General features: G+C 64.5%; 22 protein-coding genes. 9 read left to right on the top strand and 13 right to left on the bottom strand.

The genetic code is table 11. The annotated features are described in order from the left end of the window. Positions 1–71: 71 nt before the first annotated feature. On the bottom strand, positions 72–1028 hold the full coding sequence (gene ylqF, locus ACWFUC_RS09630) for a ribosome biogenesis GTPase YlqF (protein WP_489637567.1): 957 nt from the start codon (positions 1026–1028) through the stop codon (positions 72–74). A 161-nt stretch (positions 1029–1189) separates the two neighbouring features. Next, a complete protein-coding gene (locus ACWFUC_RS09625) occupies positions 1190–2599 on the bottom strand; it encodes an MFS transporter (protein ID WP_489624784.1) in 1410 nt (469 codons plus the stop codon). A 190-nt stretch (positions 2600–2789) separates the two neighbouring features. Here ACWFUC_RS09625 and ACWFUC_RS09620 point away from each other — a divergent pair, with 190 nt between their 5' ends. Next, complete coding sequence (locus ACWFUC_RS09620) at positions 2790–3698, top strand: LysR family transcriptional regulator (protein WP_134137258.1); 909 nt, start codon at positions 2790–2792, stop codon at positions 3696–3698. A gap of 115 nt (positions 3699–3813) precedes the next feature. On the opposite strand, the gene ACWFUC_RS09615 is transcribed toward ACWFUC_RS09620, so the two are convergent. Then, entirely contained in the window at positions 3814–4755 is a 942-nt protein-coding gene (locus ACWFUC_RS09615; protein ID WP_034333926.1) for a histone deacetylase family protein, read from the bottom strand. A 215-nt stretch (positions 4756–4970) separates the two neighbouring features. Here ACWFUC_RS09615 and mltB point away from each other — a divergent pair, with 215 nt between their 5' ends. From mltB to ACWFUC_RS09600, 3 genes are all read left to right on the top strand, one after another. Continuing rightward, positions 4971–6134: a lytic murein transglycosylase B gene (gene mltB, locus ACWFUC_RS09610; RefSeq protein WP_199725116.1), complete on the top strand. Its 1164-nt coding sequence runs from the start codon at positions 4971–4973 to the stop codon at positions 6132–6134. Between the two features lie 99 nt (positions 6135–6233). Then, on the top strand, positions 6234–8405 hold the full coding sequence (locus ACWFUC_RS09605; RefSeq protein WP_489624783.1) for a TonB-dependent siderophore receptor: 2172 nt from the start codon (positions 6234–6236) through the stop codon (positions 8403–8405). Positions 8406–8427: 22 nt separating this feature from the next. Next, entirely contained in the window at positions 8428–9600 is a 1173-nt protein-coding gene (locus tag ACWFUC_RS09600) for a phosphotransferase (RefSeq protein ID WP_204724925.1), read from the top strand. Positions 9601–9714: 114 nt separating this feature from the next. On the opposite strand, the gene ACWFUC_RS09595 is transcribed toward ACWFUC_RS09600, so the two are convergent. Further along, positions 9715–10257, bottom strand: a complete 543-nt coding sequence (locus ACWFUC_RS09595) for a YaeQ family protein (protein WP_034333929.1) — start codon at positions 10255–10257, stop codon at positions 9715–9717. A gap of 166 nt (positions 10258–10423) precedes the next feature. On the opposite strand from ACWFUC_RS09595, the gene ACWFUC_RS09590 reads away from it, so the two are divergent. Both ACWFUC_RS09590 and ACWFUC_RS09585 read left to right on the top strand, forming a co-directional pair. Further along, entirely contained in the window at positions 10424–11023 is a 600-nt protein-coding gene (locus tag ACWFUC_RS09590) for a DUF1415 domain-containing protein (RefSeq protein WP_489624782.1), read from the top strand. A 338-nt stretch (positions 11024–11361) separates the two neighbouring features. Next, a complete protein-coding gene (locus ACWFUC_RS09585) occupies positions 11362–11712 on the top strand; it encodes a hypothetical protein (protein ID WP_088754773.1) in 351 nt (116 codons plus the stop codon). Positions 11713–11935: 223 nt separating this feature from the next. On the opposite strand, the gene cysM is transcribed toward ACWFUC_RS09585, so the two are convergent. After that, positions 11936–12838, bottom strand: a complete 903-nt coding sequence (gene cysM / locus ACWFUC_RS09580) for a cysteine synthase CysM (protein WP_489624781.1) — start codon at positions 12836–12838, stop codon at positions 11936–11938. A gap of 264 nt (positions 12839–13102) precedes the next feature. On the opposite strand from cysM, the gene ACWFUC_RS09575 reads away from it, so the two are divergent. Then, entirely contained in the window at positions 13103–14755 is a 1653-nt protein-coding gene (locus tag ACWFUC_RS09575) for an isovaleryl-CoA dehydrogenase (RefSeq protein ID WP_489624780.1), read from the top strand. Positions 14756–14765: 10 nt separating this feature from the next. On the opposite strand, the gene ACWFUC_RS09570 is transcribed toward ACWFUC_RS09575, so the two are convergent. Continuing rightward, the gene (locus ACWFUC_RS09570) at positions 14766–16616 is read right to left on the bottom strand and encodes a hypothetical protein (protein ID WP_489624779.1); all 1851 of its coding nucleotides are present in this window, start codon (positions 16614–16616) and stop codon (positions 14766–14768) included. Between the two features lie 201 nt (positions 16617–16817). On the opposite strand from ACWFUC_RS09570, the gene ACWFUC_RS09565 reads away from it, so the two are divergent. Then, complete coding sequence (locus ACWFUC_RS09565) at positions 16818–17186, top strand: hypothetical protein (RefSeq protein ID WP_489624778.1); 369 nt, start codon at positions 16818–16820, stop codon at positions 17184–17186. Here ACWFUC_RS09565 and ACWFUC_RS09560 read toward each other — a convergent pair. Further along, on the bottom strand, positions 17180–18010 hold the full coding sequence (locus ACWFUC_RS09560) for an AraC family transcriptional regulator (protein ID WP_489624777.1): 831 nt from the start codon (positions 18008–18010) through the stop codon (positions 17180–17182). The two genes, ACWFUC_RS09565 and ACWFUC_RS09560, sit on opposite strands and share 7 nt — an antisense overlap. Before the next feature lie 88 nt (positions 18011–18098). Here ACWFUC_RS09560 and ACWFUC_RS09555 point away from each other — a divergent pair, with 88 nt between their 5' ends. After that, entirely contained in the window at positions 18099–19340 is a 1242-nt protein-coding gene (locus tag ACWFUC_RS09555) for an MFS transporter (protein WP_489625530.1), read from the top strand. Between the two features lie 105 nt (positions 19341–19445). Here the strand turns inward: ACWFUC_RS09555 and ACWFUC_RS09550 are convergent, their stop codons facing one another. From ACWFUC_RS09550 to ACWFUC_RS09525, 6 genes are all read right to left on the bottom strand, one after another. After that, positions 19446–21266 (bottom strand): methyl-accepting chemotaxis protein, encoded by a 1821-nt coding sequence (locus ACWFUC_RS09550; protein WP_489624776.1) that lies wholly within the window; start codon positions 21264–21266, stop codon positions 19446–19448. Between the two features lie 544 nt (positions 21267–21810). Further along, the gene (locus ACWFUC_RS09545; RefSeq protein ID WP_489624775.1) at positions 21811–23094 is read right to left on the bottom strand and encodes an MSMEG_0569 family flavin-dependent oxidoreductase; all 1284 of its coding nucleotides are present in this window, start codon (positions 23092–23094) and stop codon (positions 21811–21813) included. Positions 23095–23143: 49 nt separating this feature from the next. Further along, a complete protein-coding gene (locus ACWFUC_RS09540; protein WP_034338457.1) occupies positions 23144–23431 on the bottom strand; it encodes an MSMEG_0570 family nitrogen starvation response protein in 288 nt (95 codons plus the stop codon). Further along, on the bottom strand, positions 23424–24620 hold the full coding sequence (locus tag ACWFUC_RS09535; protein ID WP_489624774.1) for an MSMEG_0565 family glycosyltransferase: 1197 nt from the start codon (positions 24618–24620) through the stop codon (positions 23424–23426). The genes ACWFUC_RS09540 and ACWFUC_RS09535 overlap by 8 nt, the downstream gene beginning before the upstream one ends. Then, a complete protein-coding gene (locus tag ACWFUC_RS09530) occupies positions 24621–25622 on the bottom strand; it encodes a sll0787 family AIR synthase-like protein (protein WP_489624773.1) in 1002 nt (333 codons plus the stop codon). Then, positions 25619–26179, bottom strand: a complete 561-nt coding sequence (locus ACWFUC_RS09525; protein ID WP_489624772.1) for an MSMEG_0567/Sll0786 family nitrogen starvation N-acetyltransferase — start codon at positions 26177–26179, stop codon at positions 25619–25621. Before ACWFUC_RS09525 ends, ACWFUC_RS09530 begins: the two co-directional genes overlap by 4 nt.

The raw sequence follows: 26179 nt of genomic DNA, 5'->3' as shown, positions 1-26179 counted from the left end.
AACCGGTGATCCCTCAAAAACTTAGTTTTTGAAGTCCGGTTTCTAAGTTTTCCGGAAAGAAAAACTTAGATTCAACGCCCGCGGTGATCCGGAGCGTCTCGCCAGTCGTAGTCCTCGTCGTCTTCCTCTTCATCCTCGGCCTGCAGGGCATCGGGATTGTCGGTGGACTGATAGGTCACCAGCAGCTCGGCACGCGACTGCGGCGTTTCCAGCGAGATGCGGCCCAGGGCGCCGCTGCGGTAATCCTGCAGGAAGGTGTGCGCGGCCTTCTCGAAATCGTACTCGCCGCCCTTGAGGCGGAAGCCACGCTTGGCCGCCACGCCCTCTACCACCGCCACGCCATCCATGCCTTCGGTATTGAAGCCATAACGCGCCTTGAGCAACTGCGGATAGCGCTGCAGCAGCAGGTCGGCCAGGAAGGTCGCCACTTCCTCTTCGATCAGCGCATTGCTGCCCACCGCATGGCTGGCCGCCAGCATCAGGCCATCGCTGGGATGTTCGATCTTTGGCCAGAGCATGCCGGGGGTATCGGTGAGCACCATGTTGTTGCCCAGATAGAGACGCTGCTGGGTCTTGGTCACGGCCGGTTCATCGCCGACAGCGGCCACGCGCTTTTTCAGCAGCGCATTCATCAGGGTCGACTTGCCGACGTTGGGGATGCCCATGATCATCATGCGCAGCGGCTTCAGGGCAGTACCGCGATGCGGTGCCACCTGAATCGCCAGCTTGGGCACGCGCGCCACATCGGAGGGTTTCTTGCAGGACAGGGCCACTGCGGTGACGCCCTTCTGGCTGTTGTAGTAGTCGATCCAGGCTTGGGTGGCCACCGGATCGGCCATGTCTGTCTTGTTGAGGATCTTCAGGCAAGGACGCTGGCGCGCATTGCGCAGCTGCTCGATCATGGGATTGCAGCTGGCCTGCGGCAGGCGGGCATCGACCACTTCGATGACCATATCGACTTTTTCCATGCTCTCCGCGGCCTTGCGGCGGGCGGAGTTCATGTGACCGGGGAACCATTGGATGGACATGCGGAGCTTCTTTCTGATGCGTATTTCGTTGAAGGCGCTATTTTACGACCCTGCCCCGCCAATCCCTAACAAATACCCAAGAAAACGGCCTGCCGCGCGCAAGTCGGGGCAGGCCGTTGGACGGGGAACAACACCCGCGCTCACGCGCGGCGCGTCACCCATTACTCCTTGACAACACCCACGAAGCGCCACACCAGCCACAGGGCGACGCCATAAGCCAGCGCCATCACGCCGAACGCCAGTGAATTGCGCAGGCTCCAGCCCGCCACGCTGTGCAGGATCGCGCCCATCAGGGCCACGCCGACCAGAGCACCGATCTGGCGATTGGCATTGAGCGCGGCCGCCGCACTGTTGGCGTGGGCCTTGCCGGCCACCTGCATGACCACCGTGGTCATGGAAGGAATGGCGGTACTGATGCCCAGGTTGGCCGCCGCGCATACCAGGGCCAGCAGCCAGTACGGCGTCTCGGGACGGAAACTCATGGCCACGGCGGTAAAGACGGTCCCCACCGACAGGCCCAGCAGCAGCGGCACGCGCGGCCCCCAGTGCGCGGCCATGCGGCCTGACATCAGGTTGCCGAAGAAGACCACGGCCATCATCGGTACCAGTTGCAGCCCGGTCTGCAGGGCATCCGCGCCGCGTCCCTGCTGCAGGAACAGCGCCAGGTAGAACAGGTTGCCATAGACGCCGAAGTTGATGAGAAAGCCAATGCCATTGGCCGCCGCAAACTGCGGCGTGGCAAACAGCGCCTTGGGCAGCAGCGGCGCAATGCCGCGCAGTTCATGGCGCACCAGCGCCACGGCGGCCAGCACCGCCACTGCCAGCGCCGCCAGGATGCGCGGAGAAGCCCAGCCATACACCGGCCCCTGGATCAGCACGAAGGAAATCCCGGCCAGCATCACCACCCCGGCCAGGTGGCTGAACAGATGCAGCGCACGGGCGTGTCCGGCAACCTGGGGAATGAGCTTGCGCGCCATCAGCAAACCCAGCAGGCCCACCGGCACGTTGATGAGGAACACGCTGCGCCAGCCCAGCCAGTGGATCAGCACCCCGCCCAGCAGCGGTCCGGCAGCAGCGGCCAGGCCGACGGTGGCCGACCAGACGCCCAGCATGCGGGCACGCACGCGGTCATCCTCATACACGTGCGTGAGCAGGCTCAGCGAACTGGGCATGAAGAAGGCCGCGCCCAAACCCTGCAGCAGGCGTGCCGCGATCAGGAAGGGCCCGTTGGGTGCAGCCCCGCACAGCAGCGAGGCCACTACGAACAGGAACAGCCCGGTCAGATAAAGGCGCCGCGCACCGAAGCGGTCGGCCAGCGCGCCGCCCACCAGCAGCATGGCGGCGAAGGTCAGCGTATAGCCATCGACGATCCACACCAGCATCGACAAGGGCGCATCCAGGCTGCTGGAGATATTGGACAGCCCGACGTTGACCACCGTCACATCCAGCATGGCCATGACGAAACCGATGGCCAAGGCCACCAGCGGCAGCATGCCGGCATGCGGGGCGACATCGGCAAGGGGAGGTGCCAGCACCGAGGCTGGCGCACGAGGGCATTGTATGGAAGACATGGCAACAGGACTTTCTGCACGCAGGGTGCGAGGGAGAACCGCAATCCCGCGACCGGAGAAGACCGGGGCGGGTTGAATGGGGCAGATTCTAGGCTCGGGCAGTGATGCAATAAAGAGGTATAAAATCAGCGCGCTGATGCAAATTTGCATCACGTCTTCACTGAATCCCCTCTTGCAGCAAAGGCACATCATGGATTGGGACAACGCCCGCATCTTCCTGGCCATCTATCGCGTAGGCACCTTGCGCGGGGCCGCCGAACATCTGGAGATCGACCAGGCCACCGCAGGCCGCCGCCTGGCCGCACTGGAAAGCTCGCTGGGTGCGCGCCTGTTCCTGCGCACGCCCAGTGGCTATGTGCCGACCCCGGCGGGCGAGATGGCGGCAGCTGCCGCTACGCAGATGGAGCAAGGCGCGGAACAGCTGCAACGCCAGATGCAGGGCATGGATGAACGCCTGTGCGGCGTGGTACGGCTGGCGGCCACCGACATCACGGCGCGCCATTTTCTGTTACCGGCCTTGCACCGGCTGCACCAGGAGCATCCGAAAATCCGCGTGGTGCTCTCGACCTCCACCCAGCTCACCAACCTCACCAAGCGCGAGGCCGACATCGCCGTGCGTACCGTGCGCCCGGATGCGCCGGACCTGATCGCGCGCCATCTGAAACGGCTGCATACCGGCATGTATGCCTCGAAAGCCTATGTGAAAAAGCGCGGCCTGCCCGACCCCGGCACCGGCCTGAAGGGACATGACGTGGTGATCTATCCGCGCAGCGTCTCGCCAAGCAAGTCCGAGCAGATCTGCGGCGAATCCATCGCCCACGCCAACGTGGCCATGGAAGTGAGTACCGGGCTGGTCATGGTCGACAGCCTGCAGGCGGGTTTCGGCATCGGCGAACTGCCCACGCATGTGGGCGACAAGGCCAGCGGCCTGGTGCGCATCTGGCCGCAGCGGGCCGTGCCTTACGACATGTGGCTGGTACTGCACAGCGACCTGAACCGCACGGCACGGGTGCGGGCGGTGGCCGATGCGATCATTGCGGCCTATGAGGCCCATAAGACCCATGAGGCCCATGAGGCAAATGCGCCTGCAGAGGTTTGATGAAGCATGCAGCGGGCGGCGGACAGACTGCCCCCTGTGCATAAAAACAAGGCGCGACAAAAACCTTAGTTTTTATCGCGCCATTTCTTAAAAACGCCTGTGGAAAATCTAACTTTCATTCCAGGTCGGCCAGCACCTTCAAGTGAGCCACCACACTGCGCCCCAGCGCAGAGAGGTTGTAGCCGCCCTCCAGGCAACTGACGATGCGGCCCTTGGCGTACTGGTCGGCGATCTTCATGATCTGCCGCGTCATCCAGGCGTAATCGGCTTCCACCAGGCCCATCTGGCCCATGTCATCCTCGCGGTGGGCATCGAAACCGGCCGAGATGAAGATCATCTGCGGCTGGTGCGCATGCAGCGCCGGCAGCCATTTCTCGGTCACCAGCTGGCGCACCGCGCTGCCATCGGAATAGGCCGGCACCGGCACGTTGACGATGTGCGATTCGGTCGGCCCGTCGCCCGAGAAGGGATAGAAGGGGTGCTGGAAGAAACTCACCATCAGCACCCGGGGATCATGGGCAAAGATGTCTTCGGTGCCATTGCCGTGATGCACGTCGAAATCGATCACCGCCACCCGTTCCAGCCCGTGCACGTCGATGGCATGGCGCGCCGCCACCGCCACGTTGTTGAACAGGCAGAAGCCCATGGCCTTGGCGGGCGTGGCGTGATGGCCCGGCGGACGCACCGCGCAGAAGGCATTGTCCAGTTCGCCGGCCAGCACCGCATCGGTTGCGGCCACCGCCGCGCCGGCCGCGCGCAGGGCGGCTTTCCAGCTGTGCTTGTTGAGCAGGGTGTCGCCATCGACGGAGTGATACGACTGCCCCGACAGGCTCAGGGCATGGCTGTGCTCGCGCACGTAATCGACGGCGGCGGCAGTATGCACGCGCTCCAGTTCGGCCGGATCGGCCAGCGGGGCTTCGCGGCGGTCGAGGAACTGATCGATGCGACTCAGGATCAGCTGGTCTTCGATCGCCTCGAGACGAGCGGGCGTCTCAGGGTGCCAGTCACCCATTTCATGGCGCTGGCAATCGGCGTGCGTATAGATGGCGGTAGTCATTCTTGCTCTTGTTGCAATCTCGTTGCGATCTTGTTGCGATGATATTGCCACCCGGCAAACACCAGGCTGGCCGGGTTGTCTCCTCGGACTAGTGTACATTGGCTGTCGCCTATCGTGGTCAAAGCCGCGTCGGCATCATGCACCAGCGCAGGGCGCGGCGGCCGATGCGGTATACTTGCCCGCTTGTCTGGCCTCCCCTGCTGCTCATCCTGCTCATGCCCATCTCCCTGCCTCGCCTGACCGCCCTCGCCTCCACCCTGCTGATCTCCACACTGTGTGCCTTGCCGATGACCGTGCAGGCGCAGGACGGCAAGCCTGTGGAAAAGAAAACCCAGAAAAAGGCGGTGGACAACAAAGACAAGAAGGCAGCAGAGAAGAAAGCCAAGCCGCAGGCCAAGAAGAAAGTGGCCGCTGATGACCAGGGCGAGTTCGTCAACTTCAACGAGTGGAAGGATGTCGCCCGCTTCATGGACGAGATGGCCGAACGCAACCAGTTCCAGCGCAGCGATCTCAACGCCCTCTTCGCCCGGACCCGCTACGTGGACAGCGCCATCCAGCTCATCAAGCCGGCCCCCAGCACCAAGCCCAAGAACTGGGCGGCCTACCGCGCGCGCTTCGTGGAACCGGTGCGCATCAATGCCGGTGTCGATTTCTGGAACACCTATGGCGTCGCCCTGGCCCGCGCCGAGGCGCAATACGGCGTGCCCATGGACATCATCGTCGGCATCATCGGCGTGGAAACCGTCTACGGCCGCAACACCGGCAACTTCCGCGTGATGGATGTGCTGACCACGCTGGCCTTCGACTACCCCAACACCCCCAACCGTGATGCGCGCATGGCCTTCTTCCGGGGCGAGCTGGAAAACACCCTGCTGCTGGCGCGCGAGGCCGGCATCGATCCGATGTCCTTGCGCGGTTCCTATGCCGGGGCCATTGGCTGGCCGCAGTTCATGCCGGGCAGCATCCGCGAATACGCGGTGGATTTCGATGGAGATGGCAAGATCGACCTGCGCAATTCGCCGGTGGACGCCATCGGCAGCGTGGCCCACTACCTGGCCGTGCACGGCTGGCAGCGCGGCGAACCGGTGGCCTTCCCGGTCACGGTCTCGAATGACAACCGCCAGTGGGAAGCCATGCTCAACCAGGGCCTGGAAGCCAAGTACACCGTCGAGGAACTGCAAGCGGCCGGCATCTCCACGTCCGCCCTGCCGGCCGGCCTGCGCTATGGCCTGGTCGACCTGCAGAACGGCACCGGCCCGACCGAGTACTGGGTGGCCACCAACAACTTCTACGCCATCACGCAGTACAATCGCAGCTACTTCTATGCGATGTCGGTGGCCGACCTTGGCCGTGCGGTCGCGGCGGCACGCAACCGCTGACCTGCCGTCTCGCCCACCCGGATTCACCCTTGATGGCACTGTTGATGAGGGAGTGCGCACTGCGTGCTCCTGCTCCTTTCTTTCCACGATAGAACCACGATGAAACGCATTGCACCCCTGGCCTCCACGCTCATGCTGACGCTGGCCGGCACCTCGCTCGGCCTGCCGGCCATCGCCCGTGCGGCTGACGCCGCCGACGACAAGGGCGAGTCCCTGCCCACGGTCAACGTCACCGCCAGCGGTACCGGCCGCGACGCCGGCCGCGTGCGCTCGGCGGGCGTGGCCGGTTTCGACGATGCGCCACTGATCGATACGCCGGCCTCGGTGGCGGTGGTCACTGCCGCGCAGATGCAGGACCAGCAATCGCGCCTGCTCTCGGATGTGGTCAAGAACGATGCGTCCATCAACGAGAACTATGCACCGGTCGGTTACTACGAAAACTTCAGCATCCGCGGCATCACGCTGGACCCGGCCAGCGCCTATCGCATCGATGGCCTCACCGTGGCCGGCGAGCAGACCATCGCGCTGGAAAACAAGGAGCGCGTCGAATTCCTCAAGGGTGTGGCCGGCCTGCAGGCCGGTGTGAGCAGCGCGGGCGGCATCGTCAACTACGTGACCAAGCGTCCGGCCGATGTGCGTTCGATCACGCTGGGGACCGACTCCTATGGATCGCGCTATCTGGCCACCGACCTGGGCACGCTCTTCGGTGAACAGAAACAGTTCGGCCTGCGCATCAATGCCGCACATGAAGACATCCACTCCTACGTCAACAATGGCGATGGCTGGCGTGACTTCGCTTCGCTCTCGGCGACCTGGGCGCTGTCGTCGAAGACGCTGGTGCAGTTCGATGCCGAATACCAGCAGAAGGCCCAGCACTCGGTGGCCGGGTACCAGCTGCTGGGCGGCACCACACTGCCCTCGGGCGTCTCGCCCCGGACCATGCTGACGCCCCAATCGTGGGCGCAGCCGGTGCGTGACAGCTCGCTGAACTATCGCCTGCGGGTGGATACCGATTTCAATGCCAACTGGCATGGTTACGTGCAGGCGGGCCGCAGCCGGGCGGTCATCGATGACTACCTGGCCTTCCCTTATGGCAGCGGTGGCGGGACATCCTCGACCTTTGCGGCCAATGGCGACTTCGATGTGTATGACTATCGCGTGCCCAATGACGAACGCCGCAACGATGAAGCGCAGGCGGTCATGATCGGCAAGTTCGCGACCGGCTGGCTCAAGCATGAGCTGACCATGGGCGTGGCCATGTCGCGCCGGGTGGTGGATAAATCGGATGGGATCAGCGTGCTGGTCGGCAGTGGCAACATTTACAGTGGAACGCCTGCACTGGCACCGGCCACCGATGTCCCCGGCGCGGCGTATCGCAATCTGGACAGCCGCCAGAAAGCCCTGTTCTTCAGCGACCGCCTGCAATTCTCCGAGCGCTGGCAAGCCATTGCCGGGGGCCGACAGGTGTGGCTCAACGAGCAAGCCTTCGCTTCGGACGGCAGCGTCACCCGTGCGACTTCGCGCAACCTGTTCCTGCCGCAACTGGCGCTGATCTTCAAGCCGATGCAGAACGTCTCGCTCTACGGCAGCTATGCCGAGACGCTGACGCTGGGCACGTCTGCGCCCTTCTGGGTCAGCAACTTCCCGACCACCTTGCCGCCCTCCGTGGCACGTCAACTGGAAGCCGGCGTGAAATATGACGTCTCGCCGGACCTGGCGCTGACCGCTGCGGTATTCCGTATTCGGAAAGCCTACGAGTACCAGCAACCGGACAACAGCAGCAGTGGCTTCACCTATGTCCAACAAGGCCAGCAAACCAACACCGGCCTCGAACTCGGTGCCAGCGGCAAGCTCACCCCGCGCCTGGCCGTCGGCGCCAGCGTGACGGCCACCCGCGCGCGCGCCAGCGATACCGGCACCGCCGCCTACGATGGCCAGCAAGTGGTCAACGTGCCGCGCCTGCGCAGCAGCGTCCATGCCGACTATGCCCTGCCGGGCGTGGAAGGCGTGAACCTGATGGGCAGCTGGCTCTACAGCGCCAGCAAGCCCGCTACCCGCGACGGCAGCGTGAGTCTGCCGGCGGTGCATGTGTTCAATGCGGGCCTGCGCTACAAGCTGCGCATCAGCGGTCACACCGCCACCCTGCGCGCCAACCTCGACAACGTCTTCGACAAGCGTTACTGGAAGGATGCCGGCCAGTACCTGGGCGATGGCTATGTGCACCTCGGCGCGCCGCGCACCGCGCGGCTGTCGCTGCAATATGATTTCTGATCTGCCGCCCTGCTGAATCGCCATGGACGCCGCTTCCCATCATCTCACCCGCGTCATCAGCCACGGCATGGGCGTGGAGCCGGTCATCTCCGACTGGCCCGCGCTGACCTCGGCCGAGGTGGCGCGCGTGCTGCGCCACTATCCCGACGTGGGCCAGCCGCTGCGGCTGGAGTGGCACAGCCCGCGCCCGTTCTCGGCGGCCTGCGTGATGCAGACCGAGAGCGGGCCCATCATCGTCAAGCGCCATCATGCGCGCGTGCGCGATGTGGCGGCGCTGGCCGAGGAACATCGTTTCGTCGCCCACCTGCAGGCGCGCGGGCTGCCGGTCAGCAGCGCGCTGGCCACCCGTGAGGGCGCGACGGCACTGGCCGATGAGTACTGGACCTATGAAGTCTTCCCGCTGGCACCGGGCGTGGATCTGTATCGGGAAGCGATGTCGTGGACGCCCTTCACCAGTTGCACCCATGCCCGCTCAGCGGGACAGATGCTGGCCCGCCTGCACCTGGCCTCGGCAGGTTACGATGCGCCGGCACGTCCGGCGCGCCCGCTGGTGTCGAGCTTCACCATCTTCTCGCAGGAAGATCCGGTCCGTCCGCTGCAGCATTACATCGAGCAGCGCCCGGCCATTGCCGACTATCTGGAAAACCGTCCGTGGCGCGGCGAAGTGGCGCAGCACCTGCTGCCTTGGCATGCCGCGCTCAAGCCCTATCTGGATGAATTCGTCCCGCTGTGGACGCACAATGACTGGCACGCCTCCAACCTGCTGTGGAGCGATGCCACGCCTGAAGCGCAGGTGCAGACCGTGCTCGATTTCGGTTTGTGTGACCGCACCTGCGCCTTGCACGACCTGGCCACGGCGATCGAGCGCAACATCGTCGAGTGGCTGGCCATTCCGCAACGTGCAGTGCAGTTGGTCCACCTCGACCTGCTGGATGCGATGCTCGATGGCTATGCCGCTACGCTGCCTCTGACGGCACGCCAGATGCGCGCCCTGGCGGCATTGCTGCCGCTGGTGCATGCCGAGTTCGCACTGGCCGAGCTGGATTATTTCCACGGCGTCACGCAGTCGCCGCAGAATGCCTCGCTGGCTTATGACACCTACTTCCTCGGCCATGCCGACTGGTTCCACTCCGAAGAAGGGCAGCGGCTGCTGGGGCATCTGGAACAACGCGCGCAGGCGCTGGAAAAAAACTAAGTTTTTGCTTGCTGCACATTAAAAAAACGCGTCCGGAAAACTAAGTTTTCGGACGCGTTTTTTGTCTGCCGTGACTGCCGTGCTACTTGCTGACCCGTTGCATCAGGCAAGGTATCAGGCAAAGTCCTTCACCGTTTCCGGCTCGATCAACACCATGTTCTCATTGGCACCGAGCCAGATCTGTCCATCCTGGATCGTGCATTGCAGCTGCATGGTGCGCTGGGCCAGCGCCGCCAGGGCCTGGCTGGCTTCGGCGGGAATATTGATGACCTTGAGGTTCTTGGCGCGGTCGACGCGGCTGCCGGTCTGGCCCCACCAGATGTGCGAGGTGCTGCTGTAGCTGTAGACCAGCACCTTGTCGGCACGGCCACAGGCCTTGAGGATGGCGCGGTCGTCCGGCTGGCCGACTTCCACCCACACTTCGATGGCACCGGTCAGGTCCTTCTGCCACAGGTCCGGCTCGTCGGTATCGGACAAGCCCTTGCCGAAGGCCAGCGCCTCGCTGGCATTGAGGGCGAAGGCCAGCACGCGGATCATCATGCGCTCGTCGGTCTCGGAGGGATGGCGGGCGATGGTCAGTGCGTGCTGCTGGTAATAGTGCCGATCCATATCGGAAATCTGCAGGTCGGCCTTGAAGATGGTGGATTTGAGCGCCATGGGAATCTGTTCGTGCAAGGGAAAGGCGGCCCGGCGTGGCGGGCTGCCGTCAAAGGTTGGCAAGCATAGCCGATCTAGCGCGGCTGTGCGCGTTTGTGATGGGACAGATCAAGCCGGTGGCCTGTCACCGTGGCTGCCCCCGCCATGGCCGTGCGACAATGCCTGTATGAGCACTTCTTCACCTTCCCTTGCCCCTTCCCCGACAACTCCGAGCGACGACGCTGTCGTGGCGCTGACACGCGCTTGGCTGGAACAGGCCGTGATCGGCCTGAATCTCTGTCCATTTGCCAAGTCCGTGCATGTGAAGAATCAGGTCAGATACCACGTCAGCCGGCAGCAGGATTGGAATGATCTTTCTGTCGAGCTGGAACAAGAACTGAGCTTTCTGGCAAAAGCCGACCCGGAACAGGTCGACACCACCCTCTTCATCCTGCCGCTCGCATTAGCCGATTTTCACGAGTACAACGATTTCCTGGACTGGGCCGATCGCCTGCTGGAAAGAATGGAGCTGGACGGGGAATTGCAGATCGCCAGCTTCCATCCGGATTACCAGTTTGCCGACGCGGGACCGGACGATATCGAGAACTACAGCAATCGCTCGCCTTTTCCCATCCTCCATCTGTTGCGAGAAAGCAGCATCGACCGGGCGGTGGCAGCCTACCCCGACGCGGCCGCCATCTTTGAGAAAAACATGGTTACCTTGCGCAATCTGGGGCTAAGTGGCTGGAATATGCTTCCATTTGTCGTATCAAAAGAACAACAATAGCAACTGCGCAAAAAATCCTGTTAATATCTGTTACAAATTCGAAAATGAGTTTCTGCAACTATTGTGGAATAGAATTTTCTGACTGCATGAAAAATGTGCAATTATTTCTATATAGACATAGAATTATTGTTGTGCTGCTGCTTCAGGCGCACTAGGTCAGAGAACAGAGAACTTGAACCGTGTTGTTTTGAAGCCGTTCTTTGATAGGGCTTTCGATATCTTGCAGAAAGAGGCAACGCCTTCTCGGATAACGTCAGTCGCGTTTTGCAGTTTTACAAACAATTAATGCATAGGCGCAATGCCTTCCACAAACATCTGCATAATGGAACGTCCCGATCATGAATACCCACGATACTGCTGAATCCAACTCGATCACCGATCACGTCAACTACGATCCCAACCATCTGCTCGATGCGCTGATCGAAAAGCTGCATCTGAAGAATGATGCCGCTCTGTCGCGCGCGCTGGAAGTGGCACCGCCGGTGATCAGCAAGATCCGTCACCGTCGCCTGCCGGTGGGCGCATCGCTGCTGATCCGCATGCACGAGGTGAGCGAACTGTCGATCCGCGAACTGCGCGAACTGATGGGCGACCGCCGTGAAAAATTCCGCATCAGCGACAAGCAGTTCAAGCCGAAGCCAGGCGCAGCGCCCGGCGCACCGGCACCGACTGGCGGCACCCCCGAGTAATCCGCTTCTGTCCGGCAGCATTGCCCCTGCGGTGCTGTTGCTGAGGCAGCGCTTCAGGAAAAACTTAGTTTCCGTACGGAAAAAACTAAGTTTTCTTTGCCCCCGACCATATAAAAAACGGAGCCATCGGCTCCGTTTTTCATTGCATCCTGTTGTGCGCATCGTGCGCATCGTGCGCATCGTGCGCGTCCGCTGCTGCGGACCACGCACTGCCTTCACCGCCTCAAGCCGGGAACACCCCAGTCGACAGATAACGATCCCCGCGATCGCACACGATGAAGACGATGGTCGCATTCTCCAGCTGATGCGACAGGCGCACCGCAACTTCACAGGCCCCGGCTGCGGAGATGCCGCAGAACAGGCCTTCCGTCACGGCCAGCTTGCGCGCCATGTTTTCGGCATCGGCCTGGCTGACGGATTCCACCTGGTCCACGCGGGAGCGTTCAAAGATCTTGGGCAGGTAGGCTTCCGGCCACTTGCGGATGCCGGGAATGGATGAGCCCTCTTCCGGCTGCGCGCCCACTATCTGCACCTGGGCATTCTGTTCCTTGAGGTACTGCGACACGCCCATGATGGTGCCGGTGGTGCCCATGGCGCTGACGAAGTGGGTGATGCTGCCCTTGGTGTCGCGCCAGATTTCCGGTCCGGTGGTCTCATAGTGCGCCAGCGGATTGTCGGCATTGGCGAACTGGTCGAGGATCAGGCCTTCGCCGTTCTTCTGCATCTGCTCGGCCAGGTCGCGGGCGTATTCCATGCCGCCGCTCTTGGGTGTCAGCACGATCTTCGCCCCATAGGCGGCCATGCTCTGGCGACGTTCTTCGGAAAGATTTTCCGGCATCAGCAACACCATCTTGTAGCCGCGCATGGCCGCCACCATCGCCAGGGCGATGCCGGTATTGCCGCTGGTGGCTTCGATGAGGGTATCGCCGGGCTTGATCTGGCCGCGCGCTTCGGCGCGGGTGATCATCGAGTAGGCGGCACGGTCCTTGACCGAACCGGCAGGATTGTTGCCTTCGAGCTTGCCGAGGATGAGGTTGTTGCGGCGCTTGGCTTCTTCGCCGCCGATGCGCGGCAGCTGGATCAGCGGAGTATTGCCGATGGTGGATTCGATGGTCGGATAAGACATCTGCTTGGCTTCCTTGCGCAGCCGTGCACAGGCACGGGGCGATCTTTGGTCGAAAGGGGCATTCTAATATGACTCCACCGCATGTGCCGGCGGCGTGACCTAACAAGATGCTTATAAGGATATAGCCAAATCATTTAAAGGAATGTTGCCCTGCCTGCCCATCGACGATGCCCTACACTGTAGTGAACGGTAGTGAACACGCCCCCATCACAACTCCAACAGGGCGTACTCATCGGCAAGCGGCTGCGCAACCATGGAGACGACATGCACACCCATGACATCACCAACCAGGTCCCCGACCTGTGCGACTACAACCTCTACCGCAGTGACCTCGCCCTGAGCGAAGCGGTGCAGCGCGAAGGCGCACACTGGCACGACTGCACCCTGGCCAGCCAGGGCGAGCTGCTGGGCCGGGCCGAGATGCGTGAACTGGCCACGCTGGCCAACACGCAGCCGCCGGTGCTGCACACGCATGACCGCACCGGCCATCGTATCGACGCGGTGGAATTCCACCCGGCCTGGCATACGCTGCTGGAACAGCTGCGCCGCGCCGGCCTGCATGCGCTGCCCTGGATGCAGCCGGGCGATGGTGCCCACGCCGCGCGCGCCGCCGGCTACTTCCTGCATGCGCAGATCGAAGCTGGTTCGCTCTGCCCGACCACCATGACCTTCGCCGCCATCCCGGTGCTGCAGCAGGAACCGGCGCTGTTCGAACAATTGCGCAGCCGCCTCTTCTCGCGCGAGCACGACGGGCGCGACCTGCCGATCACGCAGAAGCGCTCCATCCTGATCGGCATGGGCATGACCGAAAAACAGGGGGGGTCCGACGTGCGCAGCAATGCCTCCATCGCCATGCCGGCCGATCCGCTGGAAGACGGGCGCGGCAAGGCTTACCTGCTCTCCGGTCACAAGTGGTTCTTCTCGGCACCGATGTGCGATGCGCACCTGATGCTGGCGCGCACCGAGAACGGCCTGTCCTGTTTCTTCGTGCCGCGCTGGCTGCCGGATGGCACGCGCAATCCCATCCTGATACAGCGCCTCAAGGACAAGCTCGGCAACCGCTCCAACAGCAGCAGCGAAGTGGAATTCGAGGAAGCCATGGGCATCATGGTCGGCGAGGATGGGCGCGGCATTCCGACCATCATCGAGATGGCCAACCACACGCGCCTGGATTGCATCATCGGCAGCGCCGCGCTGATGCGGCAGGCCCTGGTGCAGGCCCTCCACCATGCGCGCCATCGCAGTGCCTTCGGCCGCCGGCTGGCCGAACAGCCCATCATGCGCGCCGTGCTGGCCGACCTGGCCCTGGAGAGCGAGGCCGCCACCCTGCTGATGCTGCGCGTGGCGCATGCCTTCGATGCGCCCGATGATCCCTTGCAACGCGCGTGGAAGCGCATCGTCACGCCCGCCGCCAAGTTCTGGATCTGCAAGCGCGCGCTGGAATTCACCGGTGAATGCATGGAAGTCTGGGGCGGCAACGGCTACGTGGAAACCGGGCCGATGGCGCGGCTCTATCGCGAAGCGCCGGTCAATTCGATCTGGGAAGGCTCGGGCAATGTGATGTGCCTGGACGTGCTGCGTGCCATCAGCCGCGAGACCGAAGGCTTCGCGCAACTGCTGATGGCACTGGACGATGCGGCCAGCACCCATCCTGCGCTGGCGCAGCGGGTGCGCTCACTCAAGCAGATGCTGTCGGCAGCGGAGGAAGAACGGGAAGCCTGTGCCCGGCGTCTGGTACAGCAACTGGTGCTGGCCCTGCAGGGCATGCTGATGGCGTGCCATGCCCCGGGCGGATCGGCCGATGCCTTCCTGGCCAGCCGCGCCGACAGCGATGGCGGACGTGTCTACGGTACCCTCGGCGGCACCAGCCTGGCGGCGCAGGACGCCATCCTGCAGCGCGCCTGGCCCGATGCATGAGGCGACTGTCTCAGCCCGGCAGCGAGGGCATCAACGGACTGCGCTCGGCCCATGCCACGAAGAGTTTTCCACGGCGTGCGCGCACGCGGCGCTTTTTCATGGCGGAGTAGACCAGCTCGGCCAGCGTGCGCTGTTCGGCCGGGCTCATGGTCAATGACAGGCGATACATGCGCAGCAGCATCAGGGCATTGTTCATGAAGGCATTGTCGGCAGCATCGCTGCGCGCCAGCGCCGCCATCTGCGCGGCCAGCGTGAGCGTACGCGTGCCGTCGGCGGCGGCTTGCGCGGGCTGGCGCAGCCACTGCGGTTCCTGATCCTGCAAGGCGATGCGTTCGAGCACCATGCGATAGGAGGCTTCCAGCTCGCCGGACTCGCCCAGGCTGTCGCCGATGGCCACCCCAGCCAGACCGGCCAGCAATTTTTCCAGCGCGCTGAAATTGCTGGCATGGCCGCTCAGTTCGCCATCGCGCCAGCCACCGCCGGCAGGGTCCAGCAGCCAGGCCAGGAAACCATGATCGAATTGCGTCTGGCTGGCCGCACGGCTGGCCAGCAGGCGGCGCGCGATCACGGCCTCTTCGCTGCTCATGCGCGCGGCATGCGACAAAACCTGCTCCACCGCCTCCATGCCAGCGTCTCCCGACTGGCCCACGGCCGCCAGGCCCGCCGCTGCGGCACGCCAGCGGCGATAGGCCGCCAGGTCGCGCGCCAGGGCATCGATGTCTTCCAGCGCCATTGCATGCGACTGCGCATAGGCGTAGGCCTCGGCCAACAGGCGGCGATCCCCATAGGCGAGGAAGTCACGTGGATTGGTTCCTGCCGCAGCACGGCGCACCGGGGACGGCTCGTCCTCGCGGCGCGTGACGCCGAAGACGCGTTGCAGCAGCACCAGATAGGCGCTGTCCTGCGCCGCATGGGCGCTGTTGCCGATCTGGACCAGATCGGCCAGGCGCGGTGCGGCGGCGATCAGTTCGGCCAGCGAGGGGCCGAGACGGGGCAGCATCAGTCCGCGAATCACGCCGCCGGCCAGCGCCAGCGGACCGAGCGGCAGCACCAGGGTTTCCAGCATGCGCGCCAGGTCGGCTTGTTGTTGCGGCGGTAAAGCATTCGGCGAGGAAGGCGACTGCAACTGGTAGAGATCGAGATACTGCTGCAGCAGTTGCGCGTAGTTGTCCGGATAGGCGGTCTGCTCCAATGCAGACAAGCTGGCATAGAACACCAGCGCCGCCGTGATGACCGGCTTCCAGTCACCGCTCTCCAACGCCCGCTGGAACACCGGTGCCCAGTACTTCTGATCCAGCGCAGTGCGCTGGTTGGCCGCTGCGTAGCGCTCGTTGGTGGTGTAGGCGCCGCTCTCGTCATAGACGATGGCCGACAGCTCGGCGCGCGACATGTAGGTAAACGGATTGTCCGCGCGTCCATACAAGGACTCGGTGGCCTGGCGTGCCTGGCGCAGCCGCTGCGGATCATTCGACGGTGGCAGCTCGGCATCGGCGGCCGCAATCGCATCGGCCCCGCGGCGCGCGGCCACCAGCCGTGCTTCGATGGCAAAGAGCGTGTCACGCGTGATCGGGCGCGCGGCATCGATGAGGGTCTTGACCACGCCTTGCATGGGACTGGCCTGGACCGCCTCGGTCGAATCGACCGCCGCCGTGGTCACGCTATCGACCGCCGTGGCCAGTGCCGCCATCAATTTGCCCTGGGCCGACAACGACAGCGTCACGCCTTCTTCAGGCAGCGCGGTGACGGTCGCCACGGGCGCGCCCGGCGGCGCAGCGTTGGCCTCATTGCGCGGCTGCTGTTGCTGGGCCAGTTGCGTGAGCGCATCGCGCGCCGTGATGGCCAGATCGGTTTCCATTGCCATGTCCACTCTCCTGGTTCGGAGTTCTCATGACTTGATTACGGTAAAAGATCGGCAATCTTTACACTTGCAAACCGGCATCATCCAGGCGGGACGCGGCGTCTCGGGCGATTGAGACGATTGCGGCGAACGTGGCGGCTCAGGATTTCTCCGATGCGCAGGGGCATGGCGAAACGCTACATTAGGGCTGAACAGGAGATTCCCATGAACAAGACCCATGCCGTCGTCGCGCTGCTGGCGCTGATGCTGACCTGGCAAGCGGCCCGCACCGAGCGGGCCATGGCCGCCAATGCCGGTGCGCTTGATATCTCGGTAATGGTGGCGGAGAAGTGCCGCGTCGATTTTTCCGAGGGCAGCGCCGATTTCTTCCAGGTCTGTTCCGTCGGCGAGGGCGCAGCCAATGAGCGCGCCCAGCAGATCATGGGGGCCGTCACGGCCCTCGCCCCGCAGGATGATCCCTACTTCCTGGAGCGTGACCCGCAGCGTCCCGAGCGCGCCGCAGGGGCAGACCGCGCGCAGGCTTCCGCACCGGCGGACCGGCGTGGCCCCAAGGTGGTGGTCATCAACTACTGACCGGGTGAGGCCAGCGTGATGCGCCGCCGGTCCTGGCGCGGCAGGTAGTGATTGGGCGAGCTGCGCAGGGCCTTGCGGAACATGTTGGAAAACGCGCTCTGGCTGCGATAGCCCAGTGCCTGCGCCACCACCCCCACGGCATCCCCGCGCGCCAGCCGCACCAGCGCTTCGCTCAGGTGCACCTGCTGCACCCAGTGGCGGAACTGCAAACCCGTTTCCTTCGGAAACAGCCGGATCACCGTGCGCACGCTGGCCCCGCCCATCCCGGCCCAGTCGGCCAGCGAAAACTGCCGCCCGGGATCGTCCAGAATGGCTTCGCAGATGGCCTGCAGGCGACGGTCGCGCGGCCACGGGATGGCCACCGGAATGGCCGGCGCACGGGCCAGTTCCGACAGGATCAGTTCGGCCACATGGCCGGCCCGGCTGCGCGGCGCATACTCGCGCGGCTCGGCCAGCAAGGCCAGAATCAATTCGCGCAGCAGCACCGACACTTCCAGCAGCCGGCATTGCGCGCCCAGCGCCTGGCCCTGCCGCTCCTCGATGTAGAGGGTGCGCATGCTCACGCGCGTGAGCATCAGGATCTCGTGCTCCACCTGTGGCGGCACCCACAACGCCCGCTGCGGCGGTACCAGCCACACGCCTTGCGGGGTGCGCACCTGCATCACCCCGTCCACTGCATAGAGCAGTTGGCCACGCCGGTGCGAGTGCGCCGTCAGCAGGTCGCGCGCCGACAGCTCGCGGGCAAAGGCCACCACGCTGCTGGGCAGGTGCTGGAAGGCATCCACTTCGGCGCTGGGGCAGACGGAAGTCAGGTGGGCACGCATGGCATTTATTCGACAACAAGTGTCATCAGCATGAATAGGTGCCAATGATACGCTTCGAGTCTTCCTCGTGCTTGCCATCCCCGACACCATGACCAGTGCCACCGACTCCAATGCCACCCTGCCTTCCGGCGCGACGGCCTCCACCGATTCTCCTGCGGCCATCGCCGCCCAGCCGCTGGTGATGAGCATCATCCTGGCCTGCGGCGGCGCCCACCTGATCAATGACATGATTCAGGCGCTGCTGCCCTCGATCTATCCCATGCTCAAGACCGGCTACGGGCTCACCTTTACCCAGGTCGGGCTGATCACGCTGACCTTCCAGGTCACCGCCTCCCTGCTGCAACCCTGGATCGGCATGTATACCGACCGCCATCCCCAGCCCTGGCTGCTGCCCACCGGTGCCGTGGCCACCCTGGTCGGCATCGTGCTGCTGGCGCTGGCGGGCAGCTTCACTGCCTTCCTGCTGGCCGCCGCCCTGATCGGCATCGGCTCCTCGACCTTCCACCCGGAAGCCTCGCGCATCGCGCGCATGGCCTCCGGTGGCCGCTTCGGCCTGGCCCAGTCGACCTTCCAGGTCGGCGGCAATGCCGGTTCGGCCTTCGGCCCGCTGCTGGCGGCGGCCATCGTGGTGCCGTATGGCCAAGGCAACGTGGCCTGGTTCGTGCTGCTGTCGGTGCTGGCCATCGTGGTGCTGTCGAGGGTGTCGTCCTGGTATCGCGGCCATCTCGCCGCCAACAAGGGCAAGGCCAGGCCGCGTGCGGCGCAGGCGCTGCCGGCGGCCACCGTGCGACGCGCGCTGGTGGTGCTGGCGCTGCTGGTGTTTTCCAAATACTTCTACATGGCCAGCTTCACCAGTTACTTCACCTTCTACCTGATCGAACGCTTCCAGATGTCGGTGGCGTCCTCGCAGCTGTATCTGTTCCTGTTCCTGGGCGCGGTGGCGGTGGGCACCTTCGTCGGCGGCCCGATTGGCGACCGCATCGGCCGCAAGCTGGTGATCTGGATCTCGATCCTGGGTGCTGCGCCCTTCGCCCTGATGCTGCCGCACGCCAACCTGTTCTGGACGGCCGTACTGTCGGTGGTGATCGGACTGGTCATCTCCTCGGCCTTCGCCGCCATCGTGGTCTATGCGCAGGAACTGGTGCCGGGCAAGGTCGGCATGATCGCCGGCGTGTTCTTCGGTCTCATGTTCGGCTTCGGCGGGATCGGCGCGGCCCTGCTGGGCCATCTGGCCGACCTGTACGGCATCGCCTGGGTCTATGGCCTGTGCGCCTTCCTGCCGCTGGCGGGCGTGCTGACGGTGCTGCTGCCGGATGTGCGCGAGCGCTGAGAAGGAGTTGCCCCTTTTACCAAAAGAAAAACCGCGCTGGCCTGTCAGGCCAGCGCGGTTTTTTCATGAAGATGACTTCGGTTTAGAACCGGCCTGCAGCGTGAATCACTGCCGCGCGACATCCCGCAAGCGGAACAAGGCCACCACTTCAGCCAGGCGCGCCGCCTGCTCCTGCAGTTGCTGTGCCCCGGCGGCGGCTTCTTCCACCAGTGCCGCGTTCTGCTGCGTGGCCTGATCCATGTGGGCCACGGCGTCGTTGGTCTGCTGGATGCCCTGGCTCTGCTCGCGGCTGGCGGAGGTGATCTCGGCCACCACGTCGCTGACCTTGCGCACGCTCTCCACCACGCTGCGGATGGTGCTGCCCGCTTCGCTGACGGTCTGCTCGCCGGCGCGTACCTGCTCCACCGAATCGCCGATCAGCACCTTGATCTCCTTGGCGGCCGTGGCCGAACGCTGGGCCAGCGAGCGCACTTCCGAGGCCACCACTGCAAAGCCGCGTCCCTGCTCGCCGGCGCGGGCCGCTTCCACCGCTGCATTGAGGGCCAGGATATTGGTCTGGAAGGCGATGCCGTCGATCACGCTGATGATGTCCACGATTTTCTGCGAGGAGGCATTGATGGCGCTCATGGTCTGCACCACCTGCTCCACCATGGCACCGCCACGACCGGCGATCTCGGAGGCGGACTGCGAGAGCGTATTGGCTTCCTGGGCATTGTCGGCGTTCTGGCGCACGCTGGAGGTCAGCTGCTCCATGGCGGCGGCGGTCTGCTCCAGCGAGCTGGCCTGCGATTCGGTACGCTGCGACAGGTCCATGTTGCCGCTGGCGATGTCGCGCGTGGCGGCATGGATGGTGTGGCTGGCTTCGCGGATGTCGAGCATGACGTGCTCGACCTTGTCGACGAAGCGATTGAAGGCGGCACTGATGCGGCCCAGCTCATCGGTACTGCCTTGGGTATCGAGGCGGCGGGTCAGGTCGCCATCGCCATCGGCGATTTCTTCCAGCGCACGCTGCACCACCGACAGGCGGCGCAACACGCGCGAGATCAGGGCACCCAGCACCAGCGCCGCGAGGATGGTCACCAGCACGGCCATGACGCCCGAGCTGGCCAGCATGGCGGTCAGCGAAGCCAGCGCATCGGCGCGGTCCACCGCCACCACCAGCAGCCAGTCGGTGCCGGCCACGCGGGCAGCGAACAGCATCTGCTGGCGGCCATCCAGGGCCAGTTCCTGATGGCTGTTGGCGGCCATGGCGGCGGCCAGCGATTGCGGGGTGATGGCGGCATCCAGGTCCGACAGCGGCTTCAGGCGCAGCTTGTCATTGGGGTGGGCGATGATCTTGCCGCCCAGGTCGACCAGGAAGGCGTAGCTGTTGGGGGTCGGCTTGATGGCCACCACGTCGGCCACTACGCTGTCGAGCAGCACGTCGGCTGCGGCTACTGCGGTGACCTGGCCATCCTTGCTGATGGCTTCGGCAAAGGTCACCAGCAGCTTGCCGGTACTGGCGCTGGTGTAGGGCGCGGTCAGCACCGGCCCCTTGCTGGAAGCGGCCAGCTGGTACCAGGGACGCTTGGTCGGATCGTAGTCCGGGGCCCGGTTGCGCTGCTGCGAGAACACGGCGTGCTTGTCGGCATAGCCGATGTAGGCCAGGTCGAAACCACCGGCGGTCTCGGCCGCCTTCACGAAGGGCAAGGGCTCGGCGGTATCGGCCGCCTGCTTGATGGAAGATACCACCAGTTTCCTGGCGTCGGCCCATTCGGCAATGGCGGACGCCTGGCTTTGCGCCAGCTGGGCCATCTGGCCATCCAGCACGCTCATGGTGCGCGAGCGTGCCGTGAGGAAGTTGGTCAGGACGATGGCCAGCATGGCCAGCACGACGATGCCGGCACAGAGGGCGATGAGTCGGGTACGCAGGGAGGAAGATGTCATGATGTGTGGATCTGGAAAAACTGTGGATGATCGGGCAAACGCCTGCCCCGGCCACAGCAAGGCTGTGGTCGGACCTGAAGGCGGATGGAATGTCGTTATGCCCCCGGTCTGGCCGGAGTGCAGGGAATGGTGCCGTCCGCAGTCATGAGCCCGGCCGCTGCCGTGTCTCGCCCCGTTCTGATGCGGATGACGCCATGTCGGATCGTTCCCCCGTTGTAGTCACGCAATCCGATTGCTTGCAAGCGTAACAGCGCGCGGCACGGGAATTTCAACAATTCGCGCGGTTCCCGGCAAAGCGGGATGAAGTGATGCGCGCATGCCACGTTGCCATGCAACAACTTGACTCCCGGCGGGCTGCCAGGATCGCGCTGCGATTTTCTTCCGATTTAAGTCTGGCTTAATTTTCGGGGCCTAGAGTACGCACATCGGGATCTCCTCTTTCCCCTTGTCCGCTGCGACGACATCCAGCGGATCTTTCAGCCCGTCCCTCCCCCGGACGGGCTTTTTTTCGTGACGGCCCGCTTGGCCAGTGTACCGGGGTCTCTCAGGCCGCCTGGGACAGGTCCGGCTGACCTGCCTGCGCCCGCAGCGCACTGATGTGCTCGAACAGGTAGCGGGCATCGCGGTCGATGCCCGAGAAGCGGCCCGAACCCCAGGTGTATTGCCAGGGCAGGCCGAGGAAATACAGACCCGGTGCAGCCGTCACGCCGCGCACATGGCCCGGGTAGCCGCGCCCGTCGAAAATGGGTTCGGCGATCCAGCTGAAGTCGGTACGGAATCCGATGCACCACACCACGGCCGAGATACCCCGTGCGCGCAGGTCGAGCGTGCGTACTTCCTCAGCGGGCGGCTGCCAGACGGGCACATAGCGGGCCTCCGTCGGGGCCTCGATCTGCTGCGCGGCGATGAACTTGTCGATGCTGTCCTTGATGCTTTCGGAGACTGCATCGGCCTCGTCGAGATAGCCCTTGAGGCCGCCACCGAAACGCACCACCTCACCCTCCAGCGTGTCGAACTTGCCGTAGAGCTGCATGCCTTCCAGGGCAAACTTGCGCAGGTCGATGTCGCGTCCGCCGTCACGTCCCGTGACGTAATGATTGGTCTTCTCGCGCACCCCGGTGCCCAGCGGATGCTGGTCGACCGGCAGGTCGTAATACTTCATCTTGTCCAGCCACTCCACCACATCCTTGCCGCGATAGGTGCGCGCCACGCGCGGAGCTTCACCCACGCCCAGATGCACGCGCCGGCCGGCCAGGTGCAGGTCCTCGGCGATCTGGCAGCCGGACTGGCCGGTGCCGACCACCAGCACTTCGCCCTCGGGCAGCGACTGCGGATTGAGATACTGGCTGGAATGGATCTGCACGATATCGGCCGGCAGGCGCTCGGCCGCGCGCGGCACCACCGGGATGTGGTAGCCGCCGACCGCCACCACCACCTGGTCCGCCGTGTAGGCGCCATCACTGGCGCTGAGATGCCAGCGCTCACCCACGCGCCACAGCTTCCCGACCGTCACGCCTTCGCGCACCGGTGGCTGGAAGCTGGCCACGAAACCATCGAGGTAGGCCACGATCTCGTCCTTCTTCATGAAGCCATAGGGATCGTCGCCGCGATACGGATAGCCGGGCAGGTTGCATTGCCAGTTGGGCGTGACCAGGCAAAAGGTATCCCAGCGCTCATGCCGCCAGGCGTGGCCGACCTGGTGTTTTTCCAGTACCACGTGATCGATGCCGGCCTGCTTCAGGTACCAGCTGATCGACAGGCCGGCCTGGCCGCCGCCGATGATGATGACGCTATGGTGGCGCGTCGCGCCTGAGACTTGGGTGGACATGGTGTACCTCGTGCAGTGATGTCGTGTTGGATAAGGCGTGATGGAGCGATCAGGGCGTGAAGGACTCGACCCGGACCACTGGATCGGCACTGGCCTCGAAGCGGGCCGCCATCTCCTCGATGCGACGCAGCTGGTCCAGCGCCGAGGAACAGGCGAAGCCGTATTTCGCCCGGACCCGCTCGCTGCCGATGTTCAATGCCGTGGCGCTGCGCTGGACAAAGTCGGCCAGCGCGTAGCTGCGTCCCTCCTCCAGATGTTCCTTGACCACCAGCGAGGGGGAATAGCAGTCGGTGACGGTGTCGTCCGGCCAGCGGACACGAAAGTGCATTTCAGGCATGGTGTTCCTCTTGGAATGACGCTGCCACGGGCTGGCAGCGGATGAAATCTGCATACAACTCCACATGCCGGCGTGCCGAGCGCTGCCACGAGAAACGCGCACAGACTTCCAGTCCTGCCGCGATCAGCCCAGGCCGTGCCGCCGGCGCCAGCGCATGCGCGATGCCGGCCGCCATCGAGGCCGGATCGTGCGGATCGACCCAGGCACAGCAATCGCCGTCGAGATACTCGGTAAAGGGCGCGATGCGCGACACCACCACCGGCACGCCACTGGCCATGGCTTCCAGCACCACCAGTCCGAAGCCTTCCTTCAGGGAAGGAAAGACCAGCACATCGGCGCAACGGAACAGCGACGGCATGTCGGCATCGTCCACTTGCCCGAGGATGCGCACGGCGTCGGCCGGCAAGGCGGCGGCCGCCAGTTCGGCCTGGAAAGCGCGCTGATAACCGGCGTGATCCAGCACGCTCGCGCCCCCGGCGATGACCAGTTGCGCCTGCGGATAAACGCGGCGCAGGCGCACGAATGCCTGCAGGATGCCCAACGTATTCTTGCGCGGCTCCACGCCGCCCACGGCCAGCAACAGCGGCTTGCCGGTCAGGCTTTGCGAGTGCCGCACGGCCTGGTCGCGCGGATCCGGCCGGGGTGAATGGCGCAGCATGTCGACGCCGTTGGACACCAGTTCGGCGCGCACCCCATGCTCGCACTGCAGGATGTCCTGCCAGGTGCGGCTGACGCACAGCACGCGGTCGGCCATGCGATAGCCGCGTTCCTGCCATGCATGCAGCTGCGGATCATCGAACTGGTCGAGGTGATGGACGGTGCGCACGTAGCCCCGGATCACGCCCCGCTCCACCAGCGTGGCCAGTGCATTGGCGCTGATGGAATCCTGGGCGTGACAAAGATCGAAGGCGTGCATATCGGTCTGCTCAAAGCAGCGCAGGTAGTCCTCGATACGCTGGCGCACCATGCCGACGACACCCTCGCACTGCACCGGCCCGGGCACCGGATGGAAGGTGCAGGCTGCCGCACGGAACAAGCCCTTGCCGCGCGCATCCGGCGCAAACAGGCTGACCTCATGGCCGAGCGCCTGCAGGCCCTCGGCCAGTTGCAGGGCATGCACCACGCCGCCGCGCGGATTGACGGAGTGGGTCAGCATGGCGATGCGCAACGGTATGCGTGAGGTTTCCATTCAGGCCTCCCGGCGCGGACCGCAACCGATCAGCGCTTCCTCGGCCAGGTTCCAGAAGGGCAAACGCTGTCCGTGCCAGCACAGATCGAGCTGGCAGCTGTCATCGATGCGGCCGATGGACGCTGCCGCAATGCCGCGCTCAGCAAAGCGGGCCAGCACCTCCGGCAGGTCATCATCGTCCACGCTCAACAGGAATCCATAACTGGGAAAGGCGCTCAGCCAGCGCTGGAAATCGACACCAGGCGGACACGGCATGGCCTCCAGATCGATCACCGCGCCCTTGGCGGAGCACTCCAGCAGCATCAAGGCGGTGCCGATCACGCCGGCCATGCTGATGTCCTTGCCGGCACGCGCAAGACCCGCTTCGGCCAGTGCGGGCAACACTTCGAGGTCGCCGCGCAGACGTTCGGCGGGTGCGCCTGTACTGGCATTCCAGTAGGCATACGGTTCCTGGAAGCGCCCGCGCAGATCAATGGCGGCCACCAGGTGTTCACCGCTGCGCGCATCAAAACTGGTCAGCAGGCGCGTGGCCCGGCCGATGATGGAGACGGAGAGCTGTTCGCGGTCGTTGCGGCGATTGCTGTGGCCGCCCACCAGCGGCACTCCATAGACGCGCGCGCCCTCGGCCAGTCCGTCGAGGATGGGCCGCGCGGCCTCGCCACCACGGCTCCACAGGGCATCGACCACCGCCAGCGGACGTCCGCCCATGGCGTAGATGTCGCTGACGTTGACCATCACGCCGCAGTAGCCGGCAAACCAGGGCTGCTGGTCGACGAACTCGTTGAGGAAACCTTCGATGGCAAACAGCAGATAGCCGTCGCCATCCGGAATGGCCGCGCAGTCGTCGCCTACGGCCAGCGTATGTCCGTGGTGCTGCATGGCCGGGGCTGGCGGCAGCGCCTGCATCACGGCATCGATATCGCGCTTGTGCGCGATGCCGCGCGAGGCACGCAGGGTCTCGATGATCTGCGCCAGCGTGGGCGCACTGTCGCGCGCATTCATGGCGTGCGCTCCTCGCGACCGACGACGAAACCGACATCGCCATCGCTGATCGGGGGATAGAACGACAGGTCGGCCTGCATCAGGTGATGCGGCAGGCCATGGACTTCAATCTCTGCCAGCGTATGCCAGTGCAGGCGGTGAAACAGCGGCGCATTCTGGCTCTGCACCTGGGCCAGGAAGGTGTGGCAGCCGTGCGCATGCGCAGTGCAGACGGCCAGCCGGATGAGACCGCTGCCGACCGAGCCGACGCGGCGCGCATGCCGTGCCACGGCCAGCCGCGAGCCATGCCACACGCCTGGCGAAGATTCATGGATTCGCACCGTTCCTATGATTTCCTGCCAACCCTCATCGCGCTCCAGAACGGCCACGATGGGCATGGCGATGGCATCGGTAGCGTCGCCATCGTCCTCCTGAAATACCTTCTGTTCGGCGCAAAATACGGCGCGGCGCAGGCGGCGCGCTGCTTCGCGTTCCCCAGTGTCCAGCGCCAGCTTGATGCGCACGCCCCGCGCCAGGATCTCGGGGGCCAGCGATGCGTGTTCGGCGACGTCGCTCAT

Source organism: Herbaspirillum sp. Her4 (genome assembly GCF_057961335.1).
Note: the sequence above shows the minus strand (reverse complement) of the source record. Positions and strands in the feature narration are given on the sequence as shown.

What these genes read in the sequence shown, in the direction of transcription:
- ylqF (WP_489637567.1), bottom strand. Translation starts at nt 1,028, where the DNA reads ATGTCCATCCAATGGTTCCCCGGTCACATGAACTCCGCCCGCCGCAAG.
- ACWFUC_RS09625 (WP_489624784.1), bottom strand. Translation starts at nt 2,599, where the DNA reads ATGTCTTCCATACAATGCCCTCGTGCGCCAGCCTCGGTGCTGGCACCT.
- ACWFUC_RS09620 (WP_134137258.1), top strand. Translation starts at nt 2,790, where the DNA reads ATGGATTGGGACAACGCCCGCATCTTCCTGGCCATCTATCGCGTAGGC.
- ACWFUC_RS09615 (WP_034333926.1), bottom strand. Translation starts at nt 4,755, where the DNA reads ATGACTACCGCCATCTATACGCACGCCGATTGCCAGCGCCATGAAATG.
- mltB (WP_199725116.1), top strand. Translation starts at nt 4,971, where the DNA reads ATGCCCATCTCCCTGCCTCGCCTGACCGCCCTCGCCTCCACCCTGCTG.
- ACWFUC_RS09605 (WP_489624783.1), top strand. Translation starts at nt 6,234, where the DNA reads ATGAAACGCATTGCACCCCTGGCCTCCACGCTCATGCTGACGCTGGCC.
- ACWFUC_RS09600 (WP_204724925.1), top strand. Translation starts at nt 8,428, where the DNA reads ATGGACGCCGCTTCCCATCATCTCACCCGCGTCATCAGCCACGGCATG.
- ACWFUC_RS09595 (WP_034333929.1), bottom strand. Translation starts at nt 10,257, where the DNA reads ATGGCGCTCAAATCCACCATCTTCAAGGCCGACCTGCAGATTTCCGAT.
- ACWFUC_RS09590 (WP_489624782.1), top strand. Translation starts at nt 10,424, where the DNA reads ATGAGCACTTCTTCACCTTCCCTTGCCCCTTCCCCGACAACTCCGAGC.
- ACWFUC_RS09585 (WP_088754773.1), top strand. Translation starts at nt 11,362, where the DNA reads ATGAATACCCACGATACTGCTGAATCCAACTCGATCACCGATCACGTC.
- cysM (WP_489624781.1), bottom strand. Translation starts at nt 12,838, where the DNA reads ATGTCTTATCCGACCATCGAATCCACCATCGGCAATACTCCGCTGATC.
- ACWFUC_RS09575 (WP_489624780.1), top strand. Translation starts at nt 13,103, where the DNA reads ATGCACACCCATGACATCACCAACCAGGTCCCCGACCTGTGCGACTAC.
- ACWFUC_RS09570 (WP_489624779.1), bottom strand. Translation starts at nt 16,616, where the DNA reads ATGGCAATGGAAACCGATCTGGCCATCACGGCGCGCGATGCGCTCACG.
- ACWFUC_RS09565 (WP_489624778.1), top strand. Translation starts at nt 16,818, where the DNA reads ATGAACAAGACCCATGCCGTCGTCGCGCTGCTGGCGCTGATGCTGACC.
- ACWFUC_RS09560 (WP_489624777.1), bottom strand. Translation starts at nt 18,010, where the DNA reads ATGCGTGCCCACCTGACTTCCGTCTGCCCCAGCGCCGAAGTGGATGCC.
- ACWFUC_RS09555 (WP_489625530.1), top strand. Translation starts at nt 18,099, where the DNA reads ATGACCAGTGCCACCGACTCCAATGCCACCCTGCCTTCCGGCGCGACG.
- ACWFUC_RS09550 (WP_489624776.1), bottom strand. Translation starts at nt 21,266, where the DNA reads ATGACATCTTCCTCCCTGCGTACCCGACTCATCGCCCTCTGTGCCGGC.
- ACWFUC_RS09545 (WP_489624775.1), bottom strand. Translation starts at nt 23,094, where the DNA reads ATGTCCACCCAAGTCTCAGGCGCGACGCGCCACCATAGCGTCATCATC.
- ACWFUC_RS09540 (WP_034338457.1), bottom strand. Translation starts at nt 23,431, where the DNA reads ATGCCTGAAATGCACTTTCGTGTCCGCTGGCCGGACGACACCGTCACC.
- ACWFUC_RS09535 (WP_489624774.1), bottom strand. Translation starts at nt 24,620, where the DNA reads ATGGAAACCTCACGCATACCGTTGCGCATCGCCATGCTGACCCACTCC.
- ACWFUC_RS09530 (WP_489624773.1), bottom strand. Translation starts at nt 25,622, where the DNA reads ATGAATGCGCGCGACAGTGCGCCCACGCTGGCGCAGATCATCGAGACC.
- ACWFUC_RS09525 (WP_489624772.1), bottom strand. Translation starts at nt 26,179, where the DNA reads ATGAGCGACGTCGCCGAACACGCATCGCTGGCCCCCGAGATCCTGGCG.